The organism is Kaistia dalseonensis (assembly GCF_030814715.1).
GTDB classification, from domain to species: domain Bacteria; phylum Pseudomonadota; class Alphaproteobacteria; order Rhizobiales; family Kaistiaceae; genus Kaistia; species Kaistia dalseonensis.
Genome location: NZ_JAUSVO010000005.1, coordinates 431,728 through 450,416 on the forward strand (window position 1 = coordinate 431,728; position 18,689 = coordinate 450,416).

The 18,689-nt window shown below is 65.3% G+C and carries 18 protein-coding genes; 11 read left to right on the plus strand and 7 right to left on the minus strand.

All coding sequences use genetic code 11. The annotated features are described in order from the left end of the window. The 4 genes from QO014_RS19170 to QO014_RS19185 all read left to right on the plus strand — a co-directional run bounded on the left by QO014_RS19170 (window position 1) and on the right by QO014_RS19185 (window position 4,315). On the plus strand, window positions 1-1,008 hold the full coding sequence (locus tag QO014_RS19170; protein WP_266350344.1) for an ABC transporter ATP-binding protein: 1,008 nt from the start codon (window positions 1-3) through the stop codon (window positions 1,006-1,008). Next, the gene (locus tag QO014_RS19175) at window positions 1,005-2,015 is read left to right on the plus strand and encodes a dipeptide ABC transporter ATP-binding protein (RefSeq protein ID WP_266350345.1); all 1,011 of its coding nucleotides are present in this window, start codon (window positions 1,005-1,007) and stop codon (window positions 2,013-2,015) included. The genes QO014_RS19170 and QO014_RS19175 overlap by 4 nt, the downstream gene beginning before the upstream one ends. A gap of 103 nt (window positions 2,016-2,118) precedes the next feature. Beyond that, the gene (locus QO014_RS19180; protein WP_266350346.1) at window positions 2,119-3,174 is read left to right on the plus strand and encodes a CobW family GTP-binding protein; all 1,056 of its coding nucleotides are present in this window, start codon (window positions 2,119-2,121) and stop codon (window positions 3,172-3,174) included. Window positions 3,175-3,331: 157 nt separating this feature from the next. Then, the gene (locus QO014_RS19185; RefSeq protein WP_266350347.1) at window positions 3,332-4,315 is read left to right on the plus strand and encodes a WD40 repeat domain-containing protein; all 984 of its coding nucleotides are present in this window, start codon (window positions 3,332-3,334) and stop codon (window positions 4,313-4,315) included. A 39-nt stretch (window positions 4,316-4,354) separates the two neighbouring features. On the opposite strand, the gene QO014_RS19190 is transcribed toward QO014_RS19185, so the two are convergent. Beyond that, on the minus strand, window positions 4,355-4,723 hold the full coding sequence (locus tag QO014_RS19190; protein WP_266350348.1) for a hypothetical protein: 369 nt from the start codon (window positions 4,721-4,723) through the stop codon (window positions 4,355-4,357). A 137-nt stretch (window positions 4,724-4,860) separates the two neighbouring features. Here QO014_RS19190 and QO014_RS19195 point away from each other — a divergent pair, with 137 nt between their 5' ends. Further along, the gene (locus QO014_RS19195; RefSeq protein WP_266350349.1) at window positions 4,861-5,391 is read left to right on the plus strand and encodes a DUF2937 family protein; all 531 of its coding nucleotides are present in this window, start codon (window positions 4,861-4,863) and stop codon (window positions 5,389-5,391) included. A gap of 246 nt (window positions 5,392-5,637) precedes the next feature. Here the strand turns inward: QO014_RS19195 and QO014_RS19200 are convergent, their stop codons facing one another. From QO014_RS19200 to QO014_RS19215, 4 genes are all read right to left on the minus strand, one after another. After that, window positions 5,638-5,790, minus strand: a complete 153-nt coding sequence (locus QO014_RS19200; RefSeq protein ID WP_266350350.1) for a DUF1127 domain-containing protein — start codon at window positions 5,788-5,790, stop codon at window positions 5,638-5,640. Between the two features lie 260 nt (window positions 5,791-6,050). Beyond that, a complete protein-coding gene (locus tag QO014_RS19205; protein WP_266350351.1) occupies window positions 6,051-7,484 on the minus strand; it encodes a homospermidine synthase in 1,434 nt (477 codons plus the stop codon). A 164-nt stretch (window positions 7,485-7,648) separates the two neighbouring features. Further along, complete coding sequence (locus tag QO014_RS19210; protein ID WP_266350352.1) at window positions 7,649-8,206, minus strand: GNAT family N-acetyltransferase; 558 nt, start codon at window positions 8,204-8,206, stop codon at window positions 7,649-7,651. A gap of 8 nt (window positions 8,207-8,214) precedes the next feature. Continuing rightward, entirely contained in the window at window positions 8,215-9,345 is a 1,131-nt protein-coding gene (locus QO014_RS19215; RefSeq protein ID WP_266350353.1) for a type III PLP-dependent enzyme, read from the minus strand. A 733-nt stretch (window positions 9,346-10,078) separates the two neighbouring features. On the opposite strand from QO014_RS19215, the gene QO014_RS19220 reads away from it, so the two are divergent. The 5 genes from QO014_RS19220 (at window position 10,079) to QO014_RS19240 (ending at window position 15,644) form a co-directional block, all read left to right on the plus strand. Then, entirely contained in the window at window positions 10,079-11,668 is a 1,590-nt protein-coding gene (locus QO014_RS19220) for a gamma-glutamyltransferase family protein (protein WP_370877173.1), read from the plus strand. 127 nt (window positions 11,669-11,795) lie between these two features. Continuing rightward, on the plus strand, window positions 11,796-12,980 hold the full coding sequence (locus QO014_RS19225) for an amidase (RefSeq protein WP_266350354.1): 1,185 nt from the start codon (window positions 11,796-11,798) through the stop codon (window positions 12,978-12,980). A 12-nt stretch (window positions 12,981-12,992) separates the two neighbouring features. Continuing rightward, window positions 12,993-13,901: a LysR family transcriptional regulator gene (locus tag QO014_RS19230; protein WP_266350355.1), complete on the plus strand. Its 909-nt coding sequence runs from the start codon at window positions 12,993-12,995 to the stop codon at window positions 13,899-13,901. An 85-nt stretch (window positions 13,902-13,986) separates the two neighbouring features. After that, the gene (locus tag QO014_RS19235; RefSeq protein WP_266350356.1) at window positions 13,987-14,631 is read left to right on the plus strand and encodes a DUF1007 family protein; all 645 of its coding nucleotides are present in this window, start codon (window positions 13,987-13,989) and stop codon (window positions 14,629-14,631) included. Then, a complete protein-coding gene (locus tag QO014_RS19240) occupies window positions 14,622-15,644 on the plus strand; it encodes a nickel/cobalt transporter (protein ID WP_266350357.1) in 1,023 nt (340 codons plus the stop codon). The genes QO014_RS19235 and QO014_RS19240 overlap by 10 nt, the downstream gene beginning before the upstream one ends. Here QO014_RS19240 and QO014_RS19245 read toward each other — a convergent pair whose 3' ends face one another. Further along, window positions 15,645-16,433 carry a gamma-glutamyl-gamma-aminobutyrate hydrolase family protein gene (locus QO014_RS19245; protein ID WP_266350358.1) on the minus strand — a complete coding sequence of 263 codons (789 nt, stop codon included), beginning with the start codon at window positions 16,431-16,433 and terminating at the stop codon, window positions 15,645-15,647. Window positions 16,434-16,527: 94 nt separating this feature from the next. Further along, window positions 16,528-17,478, minus strand: coding sequence for a LysR family transcriptional regulator (locus QO014_RS19250; RefSeq protein ID WP_266350359.1), 951 nt, complete (start codon window positions 17,476-17,478; stop codon window positions 16,528-16,530). 139 nt (window positions 17,479-17,617) lie between these two features. On the opposite strand from QO014_RS19250, the gene QO014_RS19255 reads away from it, so the two are divergent. Then, window positions 17,618-18,613 carry an aldo/keto reductase gene (locus tag QO014_RS19255; protein ID WP_266350360.1) on the plus strand — a complete coding sequence of 332 codons (996 nt, stop codon included), beginning with the start codon at window positions 17,618-17,620 and terminating at the stop codon, window positions 18,611-18,613. Window positions 18,614-18,689: the final 76 nt, after the last annotated feature.

The window sequence follows — 18,689 nt, forward strand, 5'->3', positions numbered from 1 at the left end:
ATGGCGCTGCTTGAGATTTCCGACCTCACGGTGGAGTTCAAGACCGGCGGCGGGCAGTTCCGCGCCGTCGACAGTGTTTCCCTCTCGGTCGACAAGAGCGAGATCCTGGCGATCGTCGGCGAATCCGGCTCCGGCAAATCCGTCGCCATGCTCGCCGTCATGGGCCTGCTGCCCTGGACGGCGACGGTTACCGCCAAGACGCTCGCATTCGACGGCCGCGATCTCCTGAGCCTGACGCCGCGCGAACGGCGCCGGCTGATCGGCAAGGACATCGCCATGATCTTCCAGGAGCCGATGTCGAGCCTCAACCCGTGCTTCACGGTCGGCTACCAGATCGGTGAGAGCCTGAAGGTCCATCTCGGTCTCGACAAGGCCGCGCGCAAGCAGCGCTCGCTCGAATTGCTCGCCTCGGTCGGCATTCCTGATCCGGAGCGACGCCTGACCGCCTTCCCACACCAGCTCTCCGGCGGCATGAGCCAGCGCGTCATGATCGCGATCGCGCTCGCCTGCCGGCCAAAGCTGATCATCGCCGATGAACCGACGACCGCGCTCGATGTCACCATCCAGGCACAGATCCTCGAACTGCTCGTCTCGCTGCAGAAAGAGACCGGCACCGGCCTCGTCCTGATCACGCACGACATGGGCGTCGTCGCCGAGACGGCCGAGCGAGTCTCCGTCCATTATGCCGGGCAGAAGATCGAGGAACAGCCGGTGCGCGAGCTCTTCGCCGATCCGCATCATCCCTATACGGCCGCGCTGCTTGCAGCCTTGCCGGAACGCGCCAAGGGTCGTCGCCTGCCTTCGATCCCCGGTGTCGTGCCCGGCCAGTTCGACCGGCCGCCGGCCTGCCTGTTCGAGCCGCGCTGCCACTTTGCGACCGAACGCTGTCGCGAAAAGGCGCCGCCGCGCCAGGGCGCCATCGCCGGCTTAGCGCTCTGTCATTACCCGCTGACGCATGGTCGCCCGGTCGGCCATCCCCACCCCGAAGGCCGGGAGATCGCAGCATGAATGCTCCCGTCGCCCTCGAGGCGAGCCATCTCGCACGATTCTACGAGGTGAGCCGCGGCGCCTTCCGTCCGAGCGCGACGATCAGGGCGCTGGCCGAGGCCAGTTTCGTGCTCGAGGCGGGCCGGACGCTCGCGGTTGTCGGCGAATCCGGCTGCGGCAAGTCGACGCTCGCCCGTCTCGTGACCATGATCGAGCCGCCAAGCGCCGGCCGGCTGATGATCGGTGATACCGACATCGCCTCCGCCGACCATGCGGCGCTGAAGAAGCTGCGGTCCGAAGTCCAGATCGTCTTCCAGAATCCTTATGGCTCGCTCAATCCGCGCCAGAAGATCGGCGACGCTTTGGCCGAGCCGCTCCTGATCAACCGCAAGTCCATGAGCGCGAGCGAGCGCCGCGCGGCCGTGCTCGACATGCTGAAGCGCGTCGGCCTCAGGCCCGAGCATATTGATCGCTATCCGCACATGTTCTCGGGCGGCCAGCGCCAGAGGATCGCGATCGCGCGCGCGCTGATGCTGCGGCCGAAGATCCTGGTGCTCGACGAGCCGGTCTCCGCGCTCGACGTTTCGGTCCAGGCGCAGGTGCTCAATCTCCTGGTCGAATTGCAGGAGAGCCTCGGCCTCTCCTACCTCTTCATCAGCCACGGCCTCTCGGTCGTGCGCCACATGGCCGACGAGATCGTCGTGATGTATCTCGGCCGGATCGTCGAGAAGGCACCGCGCGAGAAGCTCTTCGCCGAGCCGCTGCACCCCTATACGCAGGCCCTTCTCTCGGCGACCCCGGTCGCCGATCCCGACCGTCACCGCGACCGCATCCGCCTGAAGGGCGAACTCCCCTCCCCCTTCAACCCGCCGCAAGGCTGCGCCTTCCACCCGCGCTGCCCGCTCGCCTTCGATCGCTGCCGCGTCGAGCGGCCGGAGCTCGCATGGCATGGCGAGACGCAGGTGGCGTGCTGGGCGGTGGACAGGGATAGCGCCGCGCGGTCGAAGGCCAAGCCGGGGGTGGCCTGAACATTGTTGCATCCCTGATGCAATCCGGGCGGACATCGCCTATATCACTGGCCTCGTCCTTCCCCTTTCGCGTAGGGCTCAAATCCGCGCTGGAGACTCATTCATGACGGAAACCCAGATCCCGGTCACCGTGCTCACCGGCTATCTCGGCGCCGGCAAGACGACGCTGTTGAACCGCATTCTCTCGGAAAACCACGGCAAGAAATACGCCGTCGTCGTCAACGAGTTCGGCGAGATCGGCATCGACAACGACCTCATCGTCGAAAGCGACGAAGAGATCTACGAGATGAATAATGGCTGCGTCTGCTGCACCGTGCGCGGCGACCTGATCCGTGTCGTCGAAGGCCTGATGAAGCGCCCCGGCGGCTTTGACGGCATCCTGGTCGAGACGACGGGCCTCGCCAATCCGGCACCGGTCGCGCAGACCTTCTTCATGGATGACGACGTCCGCGCCAAGTCGAAGCTCGACGCGGTCGTGACCGTTGCCGACGCCAAGAACCTGCTGACCCGGCTCGACGATGCGCCGGAAGCCGAGGAGCAGATCGCGTTTGCCGATGTCGTCGTGCTGAACAAGACCGATCTGGTCAGCGCCCAGCAGCTCGACGCTGTCGAGAAGCGCATTCGCGAGATCAATCCGCATGCGACGATCCACCGGACCGAGCGCTGCGCCATCGACCTGACCAAGGTGCTCGATCGCGGCGCCTTCGATCTCGACCGCATCCTGACGCTCGACCCCGAGTTCCTCGAGGCCGACGAGCACGACCACGATCATGACCATCATGATCACGACCATGACCACGATCACGATCATCACCACCATGATCATGACCACGACCATCACCACCATCCGCGCCATGACGATTCGGTGTTCAGTGTCTCGCTGCGCGGCGGCACGCTCGATCCGAACAAGTTCTTCCCATGGATCCAGCAGGTGACGCAGGTCGAGGGTCCGAACATATTGCGGCTGAAGGGCATCCTCTCGATGGATCGCGACCCGGACCGCTATGTGCTGCAGGGCGTGCACATGATCGTCGAGGGCACGCATCAGCGCCCTTGGAAGGACGACGAGAAGCGCGAGAGCCGCCTCGTCTTCATCGGCCGCAAGCTGAATGAAGAGGCGCTGAGACAGAGCTTCGAGGCCTGCCTGATCGCGGCCTGAGGCCTGGGCTTCGGCCCCGCCCAACGGACAATTCATCGCCGGCGCCAAGCCGGCGATGATGAGCGGATGGCTCCTTGGCCTCTCCCCCTGTCGCCGAAGCCGGCCGCAAGCCGGCTCGCAGACCACCTCTCGACCACCCCATAGAAGAACGATTGCTTTGCCCACCATCCAGTCCTTCCCCCTCGGAGCCTATGTCGTCGCGGCGAATTTTCTCGGCAAGACGCCGGTCTTCGCGTTGGGCGACGGCATGGTCGCGCTCGCGGACGGCGTGTCGGCGGAAAAATTTCAGGCACATTCCGGCGGCCTTCTCGCCGCCGCCCGCACCTGGGATGGCGACCGCCTGATCACCAGCGGCGATGATGGCCGTGTCGTCGCGATCGATCCGGCGGGCAAGATCGACACGATCGCCGAAAAGCCGAAGAAGTGGATCGACCAGCTCGCCACCGGCCCCGATGGCGTGATCGCCTTCGCCGGCGGGCGGGAGGCCTATGTCCATTTCCCGAACGGCAAGGAACGGACGCTCGAACATGAGCGGACCGTCGCCGGCCTCGCCTTCGCGCCGAAGGGCCTTCGCCTGGCAGTGGCCCGTTATAATGGCGTGTCGCTCTGGTGGATCGGCACCGACGCCAAGCCACAATCGCTCGAATGGAAGGGCTCGCATATCGGCGTGACCTTCTCGCCCGATGGCCGGCATGTCGTCACGGCGATGCAGGAAAACGCGCTGCATGGCTGGCGCGTCGCCGATGGCGGCGGCCACATGCGGATGTCGGGCTATCCCGGCAAGGTCAAGTCCATCTCCTGGTCGGTCAAGGGGCGCTTCCTTGCCACCTCCGGCGCGGAAATGGCGGTGCTCTGGCCGTTCCATTTCAAGGACGGCCCGATGGGCAAGCAGCCGCTGCAACTCGGCGCGCGCGACAAGACGGTGGTCACCGTCGTCGCCTGCCATCCGACCGAGGAGGTCGTGGCGATCGGCTACAAGGACGGCATGGTACTCGCCGCCCGCTTCGGCGATGGCGACGAGGTCGTGCTGCGCAAGGCGGGCGAAAGCCCCGTCACGGCGCTGGCCTGGGACAAGACTGGAATCCGCCTCGCCTTCGGAACCGAGGATGGCGAAGCGGGTATCGTCGATCTTCGCGGCTGATGCCGGCGACAGGCGCGCCGGTCAGACGCAGCGCGCCGTTCAGTCCCGGAAGACGTTGATCGCGAACAGGACGACGCCGGCGAGCGTCACGATCGATCCGAGGATCGTCAGGAGTTCGCCGGGCGCGATCTGCATCAGCGTCAGGGCGAGACCGGGGATCATGATCCAGACGCCGACGGTCGACACCCAGAACTGGATCCGCGCCAGGCTGCCGGCGGCCTTGAGCGGGTGAACGTTATAGTAGAGCCCCATCAGCGCCAGCGTGACCCAGCCGATCAGGTTCAAATGCGCATGCGCCGGCGCAAGCGTGAAATCCTGCTTCATGCCCATCAAGATGCCGCCGCACATCCCGATGATCAGATAGATGATGGCGCTCTTGATGAACCATTGGCTGATTTTCGGCATCATGTCCCTCCGCAAGGGGCGCCGACTCATCTCCCCCGGCCCCCACGCCTTTATGCTCTGAAATGATGTAGATCAAAATAGTTCCAGATTGCGATGAGCCCTCATGTCGAGGCTTCGCGCAGGAACGGAAATCGGATGCGATGATCGGACGGTCATTGGCCATGGCGACGGCCTTGTTCTGCGGCTTTGCCGCGTCGCAGGCGCCGGAATTCGCCCAGCAATATCGCCAGCGCCTCGGCGGGGCCGTCGATGAACTTGGCCGTGTCGTCAGGGATTTCGATCGCGACGCCGGGAATGCAGGGCTCGACCGGCAGAAGGCCGTCGCGGCGATGAAATCGTCCGACCAGACCTTCATCCAGCTTCGCGGCGCGAGCGTGGAGGCGGCGATCAACCGTTACGGCCGGCTCAGCGCCCAATATGCCGATTTCGAGCGCAATGGGCCGCTTGGCCGCGTGCGCGCGCTTATCGAGGCGCCGGACCAGCCCCTGCTTCGCGCGACCCTGGATCACTACGAGCCGGCGGTGCCGACCAACCTTGCCGGCCTGGTCATGGCTGGCCTCGGCTTTCTTCTCGTCTATCTCGTGCTTGCGCCGCTTGCCTGGCTGCTGCGTCCACGTCGGCGGCGCGAGCGCCCTCGGCGACGCTGGTTCCCGGAGGAAGAGCCGTTCTAGATCGCCATGCGTCCTGCCGGACGCAAAGAGGCGATCCATCTCTTCGTTTTCGCATCGGATCGATCCGAAAACCGGATTCCACTTTTCGGTCGGATGCTTCGGCGGGAATTCGAGACAAAAAAAGACCCGCCGGGGAGGAGGTCGGCGGGTCTTTCAAGGACGGCGTCAGGCAAGGGAGGAGGTTTGCCTTTCGCCAGATCGCTGGGAACGAGGGAGGAGGTTCGTACCCTGCGAATTCCAGAATTCTTAGTAACCAGCGGCGCGCTTGGCCAGCTGGGTGATCTCGCCGCGATTGATGCCGAGATCATTGAGCTCACGGTTGCTGAGACGGTTCAGTTCGTTGCACGTCTCACGGTACTTGAGCCAGTTCTTATACGTCGCGAACAGATTGTTGGCCATTTTCGTCTTCCTTCAGATCTTCGAATTTCGTTTGAACGTCGCGCTCTTTCGTCTGCGCCGTTCTTGTTGACCTGAATATACGGACGGTCCCGAGAGATGAGCACTGCGAAAATGCGTATGCCAGCAATGCGCCTAACGCAACGCAGCATTAACAGCATAGGCCATGGTGCATCGCAGCATTAATGAGTCCGACAAGAATATGGCGGCGCCTTGCGACGCCGCCACGGCCTTCCAGAATCGTTTGAACCGACGCCCTGCCCTCAGGAATGGACCAGCACGTTACGGAACTGCCAGGGGTCGCTGGCGTCGATATCCTCCGGGAAGAAGCCCGGTCGATCGGTCAGCGGCGTCCAGTCGGTATAGATGCCCTCGACGGTGCCGAGATAGGGCCGCTGGATGCGCAGGCAGAAATGATAGTCCATCTCGTCGGCCTCGACGATGCCGGACATGCGGTGTTCCAGCGCCCAGACCATGCCGGCCATGACAGCCGAGGTGACCTGCATGCCGGTCGCGTTCTGGTACGGCGCATTCTGCCGCGCCTCGTCGATCGTCAGGCGCGAGCCATACCAATAGGCGTTCTTGGCGTGGCCATAGAGCAGGACGCCGAGCTCGTCGCGGCCGGCGATGATCTCTTCCTCGCTCAGAATATGCGCCTTGGTCTGGCGCTGGCCGGCACGGCCGAACATCTCGTGCAGCGAGAGCACGGCATCGTTGGAGGGATGATAGGCATAGTGGCAGGTCGGCCGGTAGACGACCTCGCCGCCCTCGCGCACCGTGAAATGGTCGGCGATCGAGATTGCCTCATTATGCGTGACGAGATAGCCGAGCTGCGGTCCCGGCGTCGGGCACCAGCTCCGCACGCGCGTATCCGCCCCCGGTCCGAGCAGGAAGATCGCCGCGCCGCTGCCCGTATCGTGGGCGCGGGCGTGGTCGGGGATCCACTTCTCATGCGTGCCCCAGCCGAGTTCGGCCGGCTGCAGCCCTTCCGAGACGAAGCCGTCGACGGACCAGGTGTTCACAAACGTATCGAGCGGCTTGGGATTGCGCGAACGCTGCGTGTCGCGCTCGGCGATGTGGATGCCCTTGACGCCCGTCGCACGCATCAGGCTCGCCCATTCGCGGCGCGTCTTCGGCTCGTCGAATTCCATGCCGAGATCGCGCGCGACGTCGACCAGCGCATGCTTGACGAACCAGGACACCATGCCCGGATTGGCGCCGCAGCAGGAGATCGCGGTCGGGCCGCCGGGATTGGCGCGCTTCTCGGCCAGAAGCTCCTCGCGCAGCGCATAGTTGGAACGCGAGGCCGGATCGGCCTTGTGGTCGTAGTAGAAGCCCGGCCAGGGCTCGATGACCGTGTCGATATAGAGGCTGCCCAGTTCGCGGGTCAGCTTCATGATGTCGAGCGAGGAGGTGTCGACCGAGAGGTTGACGCAGAAGGCCTGCCCCGCACCGCCGGTCAGGAGCGGCGTCAGCACATTGCGATAATTCTCGCGCGTCAGCGCGACCTTGATGTGTTGCGCCCCGAAGGTCGCGAGCAGGCCCGCATTTTCGTCGCTCGGCTCAACAACGATGATCTGCGAGCGGTCGAGCGCGAAGTGTCGCCTGAGCAGGGGGAGTATTCCCCGACCGATCGAACCAAATCCGATGATCACAACGGGTCCATCGATACGACCATAGACGGGCCAGTTCGTCATAAAACGATACTCCTTGAATGCGCACACAAACAGATCGGCTAGGATAACCTTCTATTGTGACGGATAAAAAGCGAAGGACGGAACAGCACCCTGTCCCGTCCTCGCATGTCAGACAACGCTATAGGTAGTGACTGCCGACCGTATGGTCCAGCCCTGCGTCCGATTCAGGCGGCCTGGCGCATCGGCGCAGCGACCAGCGCATAGTCGGGAACGAGCATCGGCGGAACCGCCCACTCGCCCGTCGGCACGACCATGCCGGCTGCGCCGTCGAGCGCGCCCGCGACCAGTTCGACCGCAAGGAAGCGGTTGCGATCGACGGGTCCCGGCATTTGCAGCCGCGCGGTCGCCTCGGTCGAAAAGCCGAAACGCGCATAATAGGGCGCGTCGCCGACAAGGATCACCGCGCCATGGCCGAACATGATGGCGCGGTTCAGCGCCGCGCGCATCAGCTTGCCGCCAATGCCCTCACTCTGCCGCTCTGGCGAGACCGCCAGCGGGCCGAGCATCAGCGCGTCGCGGCCGCCGGCCGAGACGTTCCAGAGGCGGACCGTGCCGATGATCTCGTCGCCGTCGCGCGCGACGAGCGCCAGCCCGTTGGCGGGCAGGCGGCCTTCGCGCAGACGCTCCGAACATTTCAGGAACCGATCCGGACCCATGGTCCGGTCGAGCAGCATCTCGCGGGCGCCGGCTTCCGCCGGCGCCTCCGCACCGATTGCGATCATGGCTGGCCTCAGATGATGTAGGAGGCGAGCGGCTGGAAGCCGTTGAAAGCGACGGCCGAATAGGTCGTCGTGTAGGCGCCCGTGCCCTCGATCAGCACCTCGTCGCCGATCGAAAGCGTCACGGGAAGCTCGTAGGGAGCCTTCTCGTAGAGCACGTCGGCGGAGTCGCAGGTCGGGCCTGCGAGGATGCACGGCGTCTTCGCGTCACCATCATGCGACGTGCGGATCGGATAGCGGATCGACTCGTCCATCGTCTCGGCGAGACCGCCGAACTTGCCGATGTCGAGATAGACCCAGCGCACTTCGTCATCCGCGCTCTTCTTCGAGATGAGCACGACTTCCGACTTGATGATGCCGGCATTGCCAACCATGCCGCGGCCCGGCTCGATGATCGTCTCCGGGATACGGTTGCCGAAATGGCGCTTCAGGGCAGCGTCGATCGAGGAGGCATAGTTCTCCACGCCCGGGATGTCCTTCAGATACTTCGTCGGGAAACCACCGCCCAGATTGACCATGCCGAGCTGGATGCCGCGCTCCGCCAGCGTGTGGAAGATGCCGGCGGCCGAAGCCAGAGCGCCGTCCCAGGCTTCGGTGTTGCCCTGCTGCGAACCGACATGGAACGAAATGCCATAGGCGCGCAGGCCGAGCGCCTGCGCATGCTCCAGCACGCCGATCGCCATTTCGGGCTCGCAGCCGAACTTGCGCGACAGCGGCCATTCCGCGCCGGCGCCGTCGCAGAGGATGCGGCAGAACACGCGGACGCCGGGGGCAGCGCGCGCGACCTTCTCGACCTCGGCTTCGCAATCAACCGAATAGAGGTCGATGCCACGGGCAAAGGCAGCGGCGATATCGCGCTCCTTCTTGATCGTGTTGCCATAGGAGATGCGGTCGGGCGTAGCGCCGGCGGCCAGCGCCATGTCGATCTCGGCGACCGATGCGCAGTCGAAGTTCGAGCCGAGCGAGGCGAGCAGAGCCAGCACTTCCGGCGCCGGATTGGCCTTCACGGCATAGAAGATGCGCGTATCGGGCAGGGCATGCGCGAAGGTGAGGTAATTCTCTCTGACCACATCGAGATCGACCACAAGGCACGGGCCGTCGGGACGTCGGGTGTTGAGGAAGTCGATGATGCGTGCGGTCATGGTGGGTCTCCCCGAGGCCAATGAAGGCCTAAAGCGTTGCAAAGCGAGGGCGAACCGGTACGAAATCGTCGCTTCGACCGCTATGGACGCGATCGGAACGTTGAGAACGAACCGTTTTGCCGGCGAACCGGCTGTTTTCGCGGGTGGCAGTCACGCAGGAAAATCATGTGATTTTCCGTGAGCGCTGCCGTCGCTTGGAACGGGAGACCCGATCCGCACGCCCGGCAAGGATGTAGTGCCTCTTCAGTGACCCCGACCTTTGGAGAGCCGGGTGAGACCAAAAAAGCCCGCTACGTCGTTGCTTCAAGTCGCGTCCTCCGCGGAGACGGAGTTCACCGGTTTCGCTTTCCGGCTGCCGACCTATTCGGGATCACTCCCGATCTCCTCGTGGCCCTTTCGGGGTCCACCTGGGCGTCGCTTCGGCCTCTTGTCCGAAGCCCCACCGGTCGGCACGCAACCACAGGCACGTGCGATAATTGGGCGAGGAGGTACGTATGCGCATGGCCCTTCACATTCAAGCGGTTTTTGCGCCTTCTGCCCAAAAAAGCGCGGACGGCGCCTCGCATTAAGGCAAAGCTCGATTTCCATGATCCTCGTGCAGCCAAAACTCGGGATTTCGAGGCGTTTTCATAGCGAAACGCCTAGGCTGGCGCGCACGCCGCAGCGGTGATTCGTCCTTCCGACGGCGGCCTATTTCTCCTATGCAGAGGACGGTCATTGAGGGAGCATCCGGGTGAGCGAAACGATCGTCGGCGACAGGGGTATGGTCGTGGCGCCGCACAAGGCGGCCGCGGAGGCAGGCGCTGAAATCCTGCGCCAGGGCGGCAATGCGCTCGAGGCGATGATCGCGACGGCCGCCACCATCGCCGTCGTCTATCCGCATATGAACTCGATCGGCGGCGACGGCTTCTGGCTCGTGCGCGAGCCCGGCAAGGAGCCGCGCTATATCGAGGCCTGCGGCGGCGCCGGCGCCAAGGCGACGATCAAGGCCTATCGCGAAAAGGAATATGAGCGCATCCCGACGCGCGGACCGGATGCGGCGTTGACCGTCGCCGGCGCCGTTTCCGGCTGGAACATGGCCTATGAGCTGTCGCAGAGCCTCGGTGGGCGGCTCGACCGGCCGACATTGCTCTCGAATTCCATCGCCTTCGCGCGAAACGGCAGCGCCGTCACGCGCTCGCAGGCCGGCCTGACCAGGCAGCATCTGGCGGCGCTGTCGGCCGCGCCCGGCTTCAAGGACGTCTTCCTCGTTGACGACCAGGCTCCCGAACTCGGCGCGATCCTGCGCCAGGAGCGCCTCGCCGATACGCTCGATCATCTCGCTCGCGAAGGGTTCCTCGATTTCTATCGCGGCGATATCGCGAACGAGATCGCCGCCGACCTCGACCGGGTTGGCAGCCCCGTGACGCATGAGGACCTGAAGCGTCATGAGGCACGGATGCGCACGCCGCTCTCCGTGCGCCTCGACGACGCGACCGTCTATAACGCGCAGCCGCCGACGCAGGGCCTCGCCTCGCTGATCATTCTCGGCGTGTTCGACCGCCTCGGCGTGAAGCGCGGCGAGACCTTCGAGCATGTGCACGGCCTGGTGGAGGCGACCAAGCGCGCCTTCATGATCCGCGACCAGCACGTGACCGATCCGACTTTCGCGGGCGACCTCTCCGTCCATCTGACGCCGCGCGCGCTCGATCGCGAGGCGAGCTTCGTCGACATGAAGCGCGCCCTGCCCTGGCCGCAGCCGGCGCCGAAGGGTGATACGGTCTGGCTCGGCGCGATCGACGCCAACGGCCTCGCCGTCTCCTATATCCAGTCGATATTCTGGGAGTTCGGCTCCGGCGTGGTGCTGCCGCGCACGGGCATCACCTGGCAGAATCGCGGCTCGAGCTTCTCGCTCGATCGCAAGGCGCTGAACCCGCTCGAGCCCGGCCGCAAGCCGTTCCACACGCTGAACCCGGCGATGGCCCGCTTCGATGACGGCCGCATCATGAGCTATGGCACGATGGGTGGCGAAGGCCAGCCACAGACGCAGGGCGCCGTCTTCACCCGCTATGCCCGCTTCGGCATGGAGCTGGGCGACGCGATCGACGCGCCGCGCTGGCTGCTCGGCAAGACCTGGGGCTCGGAGCACACCAATCTGCGGCTCGAGAACCGCTTCGATCCCGACCTCGTCGCGGCGCTGGCGCGTGCCGGCCACGATGTCGAGGTGATCAGCGAGGGCTATGCCGATGTCATGGGCCATGCCGGCGCGCTGGTGCGGCGCAAGGACGGACGCATCTACGGCGCGTCCGATCCGCGTTCTGATGGCGCCGCCATTTCGGCGTGACAAGCGCATTCGCATCGATTTTTGGCACAGGCCTAAAAATAGCGCTATGACAGGGCTTCATGTCGCCTGCATCGCGCTTCGCCTGCCGTGATGCGAATTCGTTCCGCAAGGAAACCGAAAGCCGCCCATGCTTCTGCCCCATGATCCGGTCAACGCCTTTCTCGACTATCCGCCCGTCGAGGTTCCGTCGGCCGCCGAAGGCCCGCTTGCCGGCCTCACATTCGCGGTCAAGGACCTCTATGACGTCGCCGGCTATCCCACCGGCGCTGGCCATCCGTTGAAGCGCAGCCAGAGCGACATCAAGACGGTGAGCGCTCCGGCCGTTCAGCGCATTCTCGACGCGGGCGCCCGTTTCGTGGGCAAGACCCATACGGACGAACTCGCCTATTCCATGAATGGCGAGAACTTCCATTACGGCACGCCGGTCAATATCCGCGCGGCCGGCCGCATTCCCGGCGGCTCGTCCTCCGGTTCGGCGGCAGCGACCTCGGCCGGCCTGGTCGATTTCGCCCTCGGCAGCGACACCGGCGGATCGGTCCGCGCGCCGGCTTCCTATAACGGGCTGATCGGCCTCCGCCCGACCTTCGGGCGGATCGACATTTCCCGCGTCGTGCCGCTCGCCGAGAGCTTCGATACGGTCGGCTGGTTCGCACGCGATGCGGACACCTTCGCCCGCGTCGGCGACGTGCTGCTCGGCGACGACAAAGCGGGCCCGCCGCTCAGGCGCTTCATCGTCGGCGACGACATTCACGCGCTCCTCCTCGGCGATCTCGAAGAGGCGGCGGTTCGCTCCGCTTCGCCGCGCATCGCGGCCCATCTGGAGCCTGCAGGCGCCGTCATCGTCTCGGAAGACGGCCTGACTGCATGGCGGATGATCTTCCGCACGCTGCAGGCCTATGAGGCGTGGCAGGCGCACGGCGCCTGGATCCAACAATACCAGCCCGTCTTCGGACCCGGCATTCGCGAGCGCTTCGAATGGGCGAGCCGTGTCACGCGCGAGGATTATGACGCGGCCGATTTGCGACGGCAGCATGTGCGCGACCGGCTGACCGAGCTTCTCGGCGACGACACCGTGCTCGCCATTCCGACGACGCCGGGCATCGCGCCGCTGATCGGCCTCGACGGCGATACGCTCGAATCCTACCGCAACCGCGCCCTCTCCATGCTCTGCACCGCCGGCCTCGCCGGCCTGCCGCAGATTTCATTGCCGCTCGCCGAGCATGAAGGCTGTCCGCTCGGCGTCTCGCTGGTTGCGCCCGCCGGTCGCGACCGTGCCTTGATCGAACTCGCGCGCCGCATCATGGCCGGCTAGGATCGACGTCGCATGGACACGCTGACCCGCATGCGCACCTTCGTCGAGGTTGTCGAGGCCGGAGGTTTCTCCGCCGCTGCCCGCAAGATGGGGCGCTCCAAGGCGCTCATCTCGAAATATGTGCGCGAACTCGAGGATGAACTCGGCGCGCGCCTCCTCAATCGCACCACGCGGACATTGTCGCTGACGGAGGTGGGATCGTCCTATGCCCGTGATGCGACGGAAATCCTGCAGCGGATCGAGGATTTGCAGAGCTCCGTCGGCGACGCGCATGCCGCTGCCCGCGGACGGCTGAAGATCAGTGCGCCGCGCACCTTCGGCGATGGCGAGCTCGGCCGCGCCATCATGGATTTCGTCGTCAGCGAGCCCGGCATCACCATCGATCTTCATCTCGAGGACCGTTTCGTCGATGTCGTCGACGAAGGCTTCGACGTCGCGATCCGCATTTCGGCGATGAACGATTCGAGCCTGATCGCGCGCCGGCTCGAATCCTTCCGCATCATGATCTGCGCCACGCCCGACGTGATCGAACGCTATGGCATGCCTGCCGAGCCGCACGACATGGCCGGCAAGCCCTGCATCATCGACACCAATGTCGCCTATCGGGGCAATTGGCCGTTCATGCTCGATGGCGAACGTATCTCGGTGCCGGTCAAGGGCCGGGTTGAAGTGAACAGCCCCAATGCCGGCCGGCAGGCGGCCCTGGCGGGACTCGGCTTCATGATCGTGCCCTTCCTCGTCGTGCGCGACGATATCGCATCGGGCCGGCTCGTGCCGGTCCTTGAGGCGTTCGAGCCGCCGGCCGTCGGGATCTATGCGGTCTATCCGCATCGCCGACACCTTTCGGGCAAGGTCCGCGCCTTCATCGATTTCCTGGTGAAATGGTTCGAGGAGCACAGGCCCCCATCGGGCATGTGCTGAGCTGGTCGCGGCCGCGATCGACATGATCCGGCCGCAGTTATCTGGCCATTTCGTGGCAGTTTCCTCGGCAAAAAGACCGAACGATATGCTTCGCCTGCTGATCGCCCTTGCCCTTTGCACGCTCGGCCCGGCGGCCGCTTTCGCCCATCCGCATGTGTTCGTGGATGCCCGCGAGGAGATCGTGTTCGACCCGCAGGGCCGCATGACCGCCATCCGCCATATCTGGCAATTCGACGAGGCGTTCACCGCCTTTGCGGTGCAGGGCCTCGACGCGAATGGCGACGGCAAGCTTTCCGATGCGGAGTTGCAGCCGCTCGCCAAGGTCAATGTCGATTCCCTGAAGGATTACGCCTATTTCACGCTGCTGAAGGTCGATGGCCATCATGTTCCGGTCGATTTCCCGACCGAATACTGGCTCGACTTCCACGAAAGCCGGCTGACGCTCTTCTACACATTGCCGATCCGCAAGCCGATCGCGCCGGGCAAGCAGACGACGCTCGAAGTCTTCGATCCGGAATATTTCGTCGCCTTCGATTTCGTGAAGGACCATGCCATCACGCTGAACGGCGCACCGCCGAACTGCAAGGCTGGCTATCGCCCGCCGCATGAGCTCGATGAGAAGACCATGGCCATGCTCGCGGCCATTCCCGCCGACCAGCACGATCTGCCGGAAAACCTCGCCGACGCCGCATCGAGCCTGGCGAGCCTGATTTCGGTCAAATGCTCGTGAAGCGGCTGCGCCGGCTGCTTGCGGCCCTTGCGACCCTGCTGGCCTGGCCGGGGATCGCGCTCGCCGTTTCGACGCCCTTCGGCATCGCCACGCCGGATGGCTCCGGATCGGTGGCATGGGCCGGTCCGTTCAAGGGCTTCTTTCTCTGGATCAATGCCCAGCAGGCGTCGTTCTATCGCGCGCTCACCAGCGCACTGACGCATCTGACGGAAAGCGGCCATGCCGCCATCTTCCTCGTCGCACTTTCCTTCGCCTATGGCGTGTTCCACGCCGTCGGCCCCGGCCACGGCAAGGCGGTGATCTCGTCCTATCTGCTCGTCTCCGGCGACAAGCTGAAACGCGGCGTGGTGATCTCGTTTGCCTCGGCCTTCGTGCAGGCGATCTCGGCGATCGTCGTGGTCTCGATCGGCACCCTGGTGCTGAACGTCACCGCCGTCACCATGACGCGCGCGACGGATGCGCTGGAAATCGCCAGCTACACCATGATCGCGATCTGCGGCGCCTGGATCCTCTGGCTGAAGGCCACCGGCCGCGGTCACAGCCACGCGCATGCCGAAGGCACGCACGATCATGCCGGACATGACCATCACGACCATGACTGCGCCGTGCATGACCATGGAAGCAGCGCCGGCTTCGTCTGCGATTGCGGCCACTCGCATGCGCCGGACCCCGCCGCGCTCGATCGCCCGTTGACGATCGGCGGCGCCTGGTCGGCTATTCTCGCCGTCGGCATCCGTCCCTGCTCCGGGGCGATCATCGTTCTCGTCTTCGCGATTTCGCAGAAGCTCTATTGGGCCGGCATTCTCTCCGTGCTGTTCATGTCGCTCGGCACGGGCCTCACCGTCTCCGCGCTCGCGACCCTTGCCGTGAAAGCCAAGGACGTGGCGCTGCGCTTTTCCAGCAGCGAATCGCTTGGTCAGGCGCGCGCCATCCGCGGCGTGGAAATCGCCGCGGCGGCCGGCATACTGGTATTTGGATTAATCATGCTCGGCGGCGCGCTCGCCACCACCTGATCATTCGGCGGCGGCCGCAAGCCCAGCATGACTGGCGGCACGCGCCCGCATGGCCTCGCCAAAGGCGCGGAAGAGGCGCGCCGACGGGGCATCGGTCGCCACCCAATATTCGGGATGCCATTGCACGCCGACGGCAAAGCCCGGCGCGTCGGTGACGCTGACCGCCTCGATCGTGCCATCGGGCGCCACAGCCTCGACCGTCAGACCCTCGGCGAGCGTGCCGACCGCCTGGCGATGCAGCGAGTTGACCTTGATGGCATCGGCATCGACGATGCGACCGAGGCAGCCGCCGGTGACGATCGCGACATCCTGCCGGATCGCGAAGCGCTCGGTCTGAATGTCGGAGACGGGCGCACGGTGATCGTGCCGCCCGGGCAATTCCTGGACTTCCGAGATCAGCGTCCCGCCCAGCGCGACATTCAGCTCCTGGAATCCACGGCAGATCGCGAGCAACGGTATGCCGCGCGCCAGCGCGGCGCGGATCAGGGGCAGGCTCGTCGCGTCGCGCGCGGTATCATAGGGCTCCGACCGTCGATCGGCCTCGGCCCCGTAGAGTTCCGGGTGAACATTCGAGCGACTGCCCGTCAGCAGCACGCCATCGACCCGATCCAGCAGCCGCTCGATATCGAGCGCATCGCCCAGCGACGGCACCACGACCGGAATACCGCCAAGGCCGACCGTGACCGCATTCAGATAGGTCTCGGAGGCCGCGTGCCAGCGATAGCCGTCGAGATCCTTGACGTCGGCAGTAACGGCAACAAGCGGAGAGAAAGGTCTAGTCTTGGTCATGATGTGCGATCGGCTGTTGATCGAAGTGTCCTACACCCAGGCCCAACAAATGGCGAGACGGCTCGACGCCGGCAAGTGGCAAGAATGGCCCGCGTCACGCCGCCGTTTCGAGTTCGCCCCGATGCCGGCGCGAGAGCGCGGCATTGAACAGGCCGAGAAAGGCGCGCGCCGCCGCATTGACCGGCACGGCCGCGCCCGGACGCGGATCGGCGACATGGAGCAGCGCCAGCTCCCAGCAGATTTCGGGGCCCGCGAGCTCGACGATCGCGAGCGCCGGTCCCGAGGCCTCACCGGCGCGGGCCGACGCGATCGCCCGCGGCATCAGCGCGACGCCGAGCCCGCGCGCGACGAGATCGAGCAGCGTGGCGAGGTCGTTGACCTCGAAGGCGACGCGCCGTGCGGATCGCGCCGAAAGGAAGGCGGCGTCGACCAGCCGGCGGGTGGACCAGTCGGGCTGGAAATCGACGAAGGTCTCCGAGGCCAGCGCCGCGAGCGCGACATTCTCGCTGCCGGCCAGGGCATGATCCGGGGCGCAGACCAGAACCAGCGGCTCGCAGGCAAAGATCTCGGTCGCCATGCCCTCCGGCGCCTCGCCGAACAGCGGCACGAAGGCGATATCGACCCGCCCATCACGCAATTTCTCGATCATGTGCGCCGAACCCGCCTGGCAGAGATGGATCTCGATCGAGGGATGGGCTGAATGAAAGGTGGCGAGCAGGTCGGGCAGGTCGAGGAACGGCGCCGGCGATTGCACCAGGCCGATGGCAAGGCGCCCACGCACCAGCCCCTGGACATCGGCGACGGCATCGCGCCCGTCGCGCGCGGCGGCGAGCATGCGCTTGGCATGGGCCAGAAACACGGTGCCGGCCGCCGTCAGGTCGACACGGCGCGTGCTGCGAACGAAGAGCGGCGCGCCGAGCTGGGTTTCGAGCGCACGAATCGAGGCTGAAAGGCCGGATTGCACGATGTTGAGGCGCCGCGCCGCGCGCGTGAAATGCTGGTCTTCCGCGACAGCGACGAAATGCTCGATTTGCCGCAGATCCATGGGCGCCATCCGCAAGAAAGGCCGGAACGATGAGCCGTTCGGGCCATTGATCGTTCTTCAAGCTGAATATCAGCTCAAATTTCTATTGGAAAGATCAATCCGCCTTTCCGATGATCCCGCCGCCCATCAGGAGATTCCCATGCCCAAGACACACCTCCCCACCCGTCCGCTCGGCAAGACCGGCCTCGAGATCACGCCCGTCGGCTTCGGCGCCTGGGCGATCGGCGGCGATTCATGGGGGCCGCAGGACGACAATGATTCCGTCGCTGCCATCCGCCACGCCGTCGCCAGCGGCGTCAACTGGATCGATACGGCCGCCATCTATGGCCGCGGCCATTCGGAGGAGATCGTCGCCGAGGCGCTGAAAGGGATCGGCAAGGACGAGCGGCCCTATGTCTTCACCAAATGCGGCCTCGTCTGGGACCCGAACAACAAGAACGACGTCCGTCGCTCCGGCGACCCGGCCAGCATCAGGCGCGAGGTCGAAGCCTCGCTGAAGCGGCTGGATGTCGAAGTCATCGACCTCTACCAGATGCACTGGCCGGCCAGCGACTTCCCGCTCGAGACCTATTGGCAGGCGCTGCTGGATCTGAAGAAGGAGGGCAAGGTCCTGCATGTCGGCCTCTCGAACCACGATGCCGGCGCGCTCGCAACCTGCGAGAAGCTCGGCCATGTCGAGACGCTGCAGCCGCCCTTCTCGATGATCCGCCGCGACGTCGCCGCCGAAATCCTGCCCTGGTGCAACGCGCATGAAACCGGCACCATCGTCTACAGCCCGATGCAGGCCGGCCTGCTCACGGGCACCTTCTCGGCCGAGCGGGCGGCCAGGCTGCCCGACAGCGACTGGCGCAAGAAGGACAGCCAGTTCACCGGAGAAACCCTCGAGAAGAACCTTGCCCTCGTCGAGGCGCTCCGCCCGATCGCCGAGAAGCACGAGGCGAATATCGGCGAAGTCGCTCTGGCCTGGGCGCTCGCCTGGCCGGGCCTCACCGCCACGATCGTCGGCGCGCGCAGCCCTGCCCAGATCGATGGCTGGATCGGCGCCGCCACCCTTGCGCTCGACGCCGACGACTTCGCCACGATCGAAAAGGCGATCACCGCGACCGGGGCCGGCAGCGGACCGCTCCAGGCCTGAGCCTGGCTTCGCCATCTCCCGCGCCCCGTCGATCAAAGCCGATTGACAGGGCGTGCCTGATGCCGTGCTCTACCAT

Coding starts and splice junctions, on each gene's coding strand:
- QO014_RS19225 (WP_266350354.1), top strand. CDS start 11,796: ATGCTTCTGCCCCATGATCCGGTCAACGCCTTTCTCGACTATCCGCCC.
- QO014_RS19205 (WP_266350351.1), bottom strand. CDS start 7,484: ATGACGAACTGGCCCGTCTATGGTCGTATCGATGGACCCGTTGTGATC.
- QO014_RS19250 (WP_266350359.1), bottom strand. CDS start 17,478: ATGGATCTGCGGCAAATCGAGCATTTCGTCGCTGTCGCGGAAGACCAG.
- QO014_RS19210 (WP_266350352.1), bottom strand. CDS start 8,206: ATGATCGCAATCGGTGCGGAGGCGCCGGCGGAAGCCGGCGCCCGCGAG.
- QO014_RS19175 (WP_266350345.1), top strand. CDS start 1,005: ATGAATGCTCCCGTCGCCCTCGAGGCGAGCCATCTCGCACGATTCTAC.
- QO014_RS19200 (WP_266350350.1), bottom strand. CDS start 5,790: ATGGCCAACAATCTGTTCGCGACGTATAAGAACTGGCTCAAGTACCGT.
- QO014_RS19240 (WP_266350357.1), top strand. CDS start 14,622: ATGCTCGTGAAGCGGCTGCGCCGGCTGCTTGCGGCCCTTGCGACCCTG.
- QO014_RS19215 (WP_266350353.1), bottom strand. CDS start 9,345: ATGACCGCACGCATCATCGACTTCCTCAACACCCGACGTCCCGACGGC.
- QO014_RS19235 (WP_266350356.1), top strand. CDS start 13,987: ATGCTTCGCCTGCTGATCGCCCTTGCCCTTTGCACGCTCGGCCCGGCG.
- QO014_RS19190 (WP_266350348.1), bottom strand. CDS start 4,723: ATGATGCCGAAAATCAGCCAATGGTTCATCAAGAGCGCCATCATCTAT.
- QO014_RS19230 (WP_266350355.1), top strand. CDS start 12,993: ATGGACACGCTGACCCGCATGCGCACCTTCGTCGAGGTTGTCGAGGCC.
- QO014_RS19180 (WP_266350346.1), top strand. CDS start 2,119: ATGACGGAAACCCAGATCCCGGTCACCGTGCTCACCGGCTATCTCGGC.
- QO014_RS19255 (WP_266350360.1), top strand. CDS start 17,618: ATGCCCAAGACACACCTCCCCACCCGTCCGCTCGGCAAGACCGGCCTC.
- QO014_RS19245 (WP_266350358.1), bottom strand. CDS start 16,433: ATGACCAAGACTAGACCTTTCTCTCCGCTTGTTGCCGTTACTGCCGAC.
- QO014_RS19195 (WP_266350349.1), top strand. CDS start 4,861: ATGATCGGACGGTCATTGGCCATGGCGACGGCCTTGTTCTGCGGCTTT.
- QO014_RS19170 (WP_266350344.1), top strand. CDS start 1: ATGGCGCTGCTTGAGATTTCCGACCTCACGGTGGAGTTCAAGACCGGC.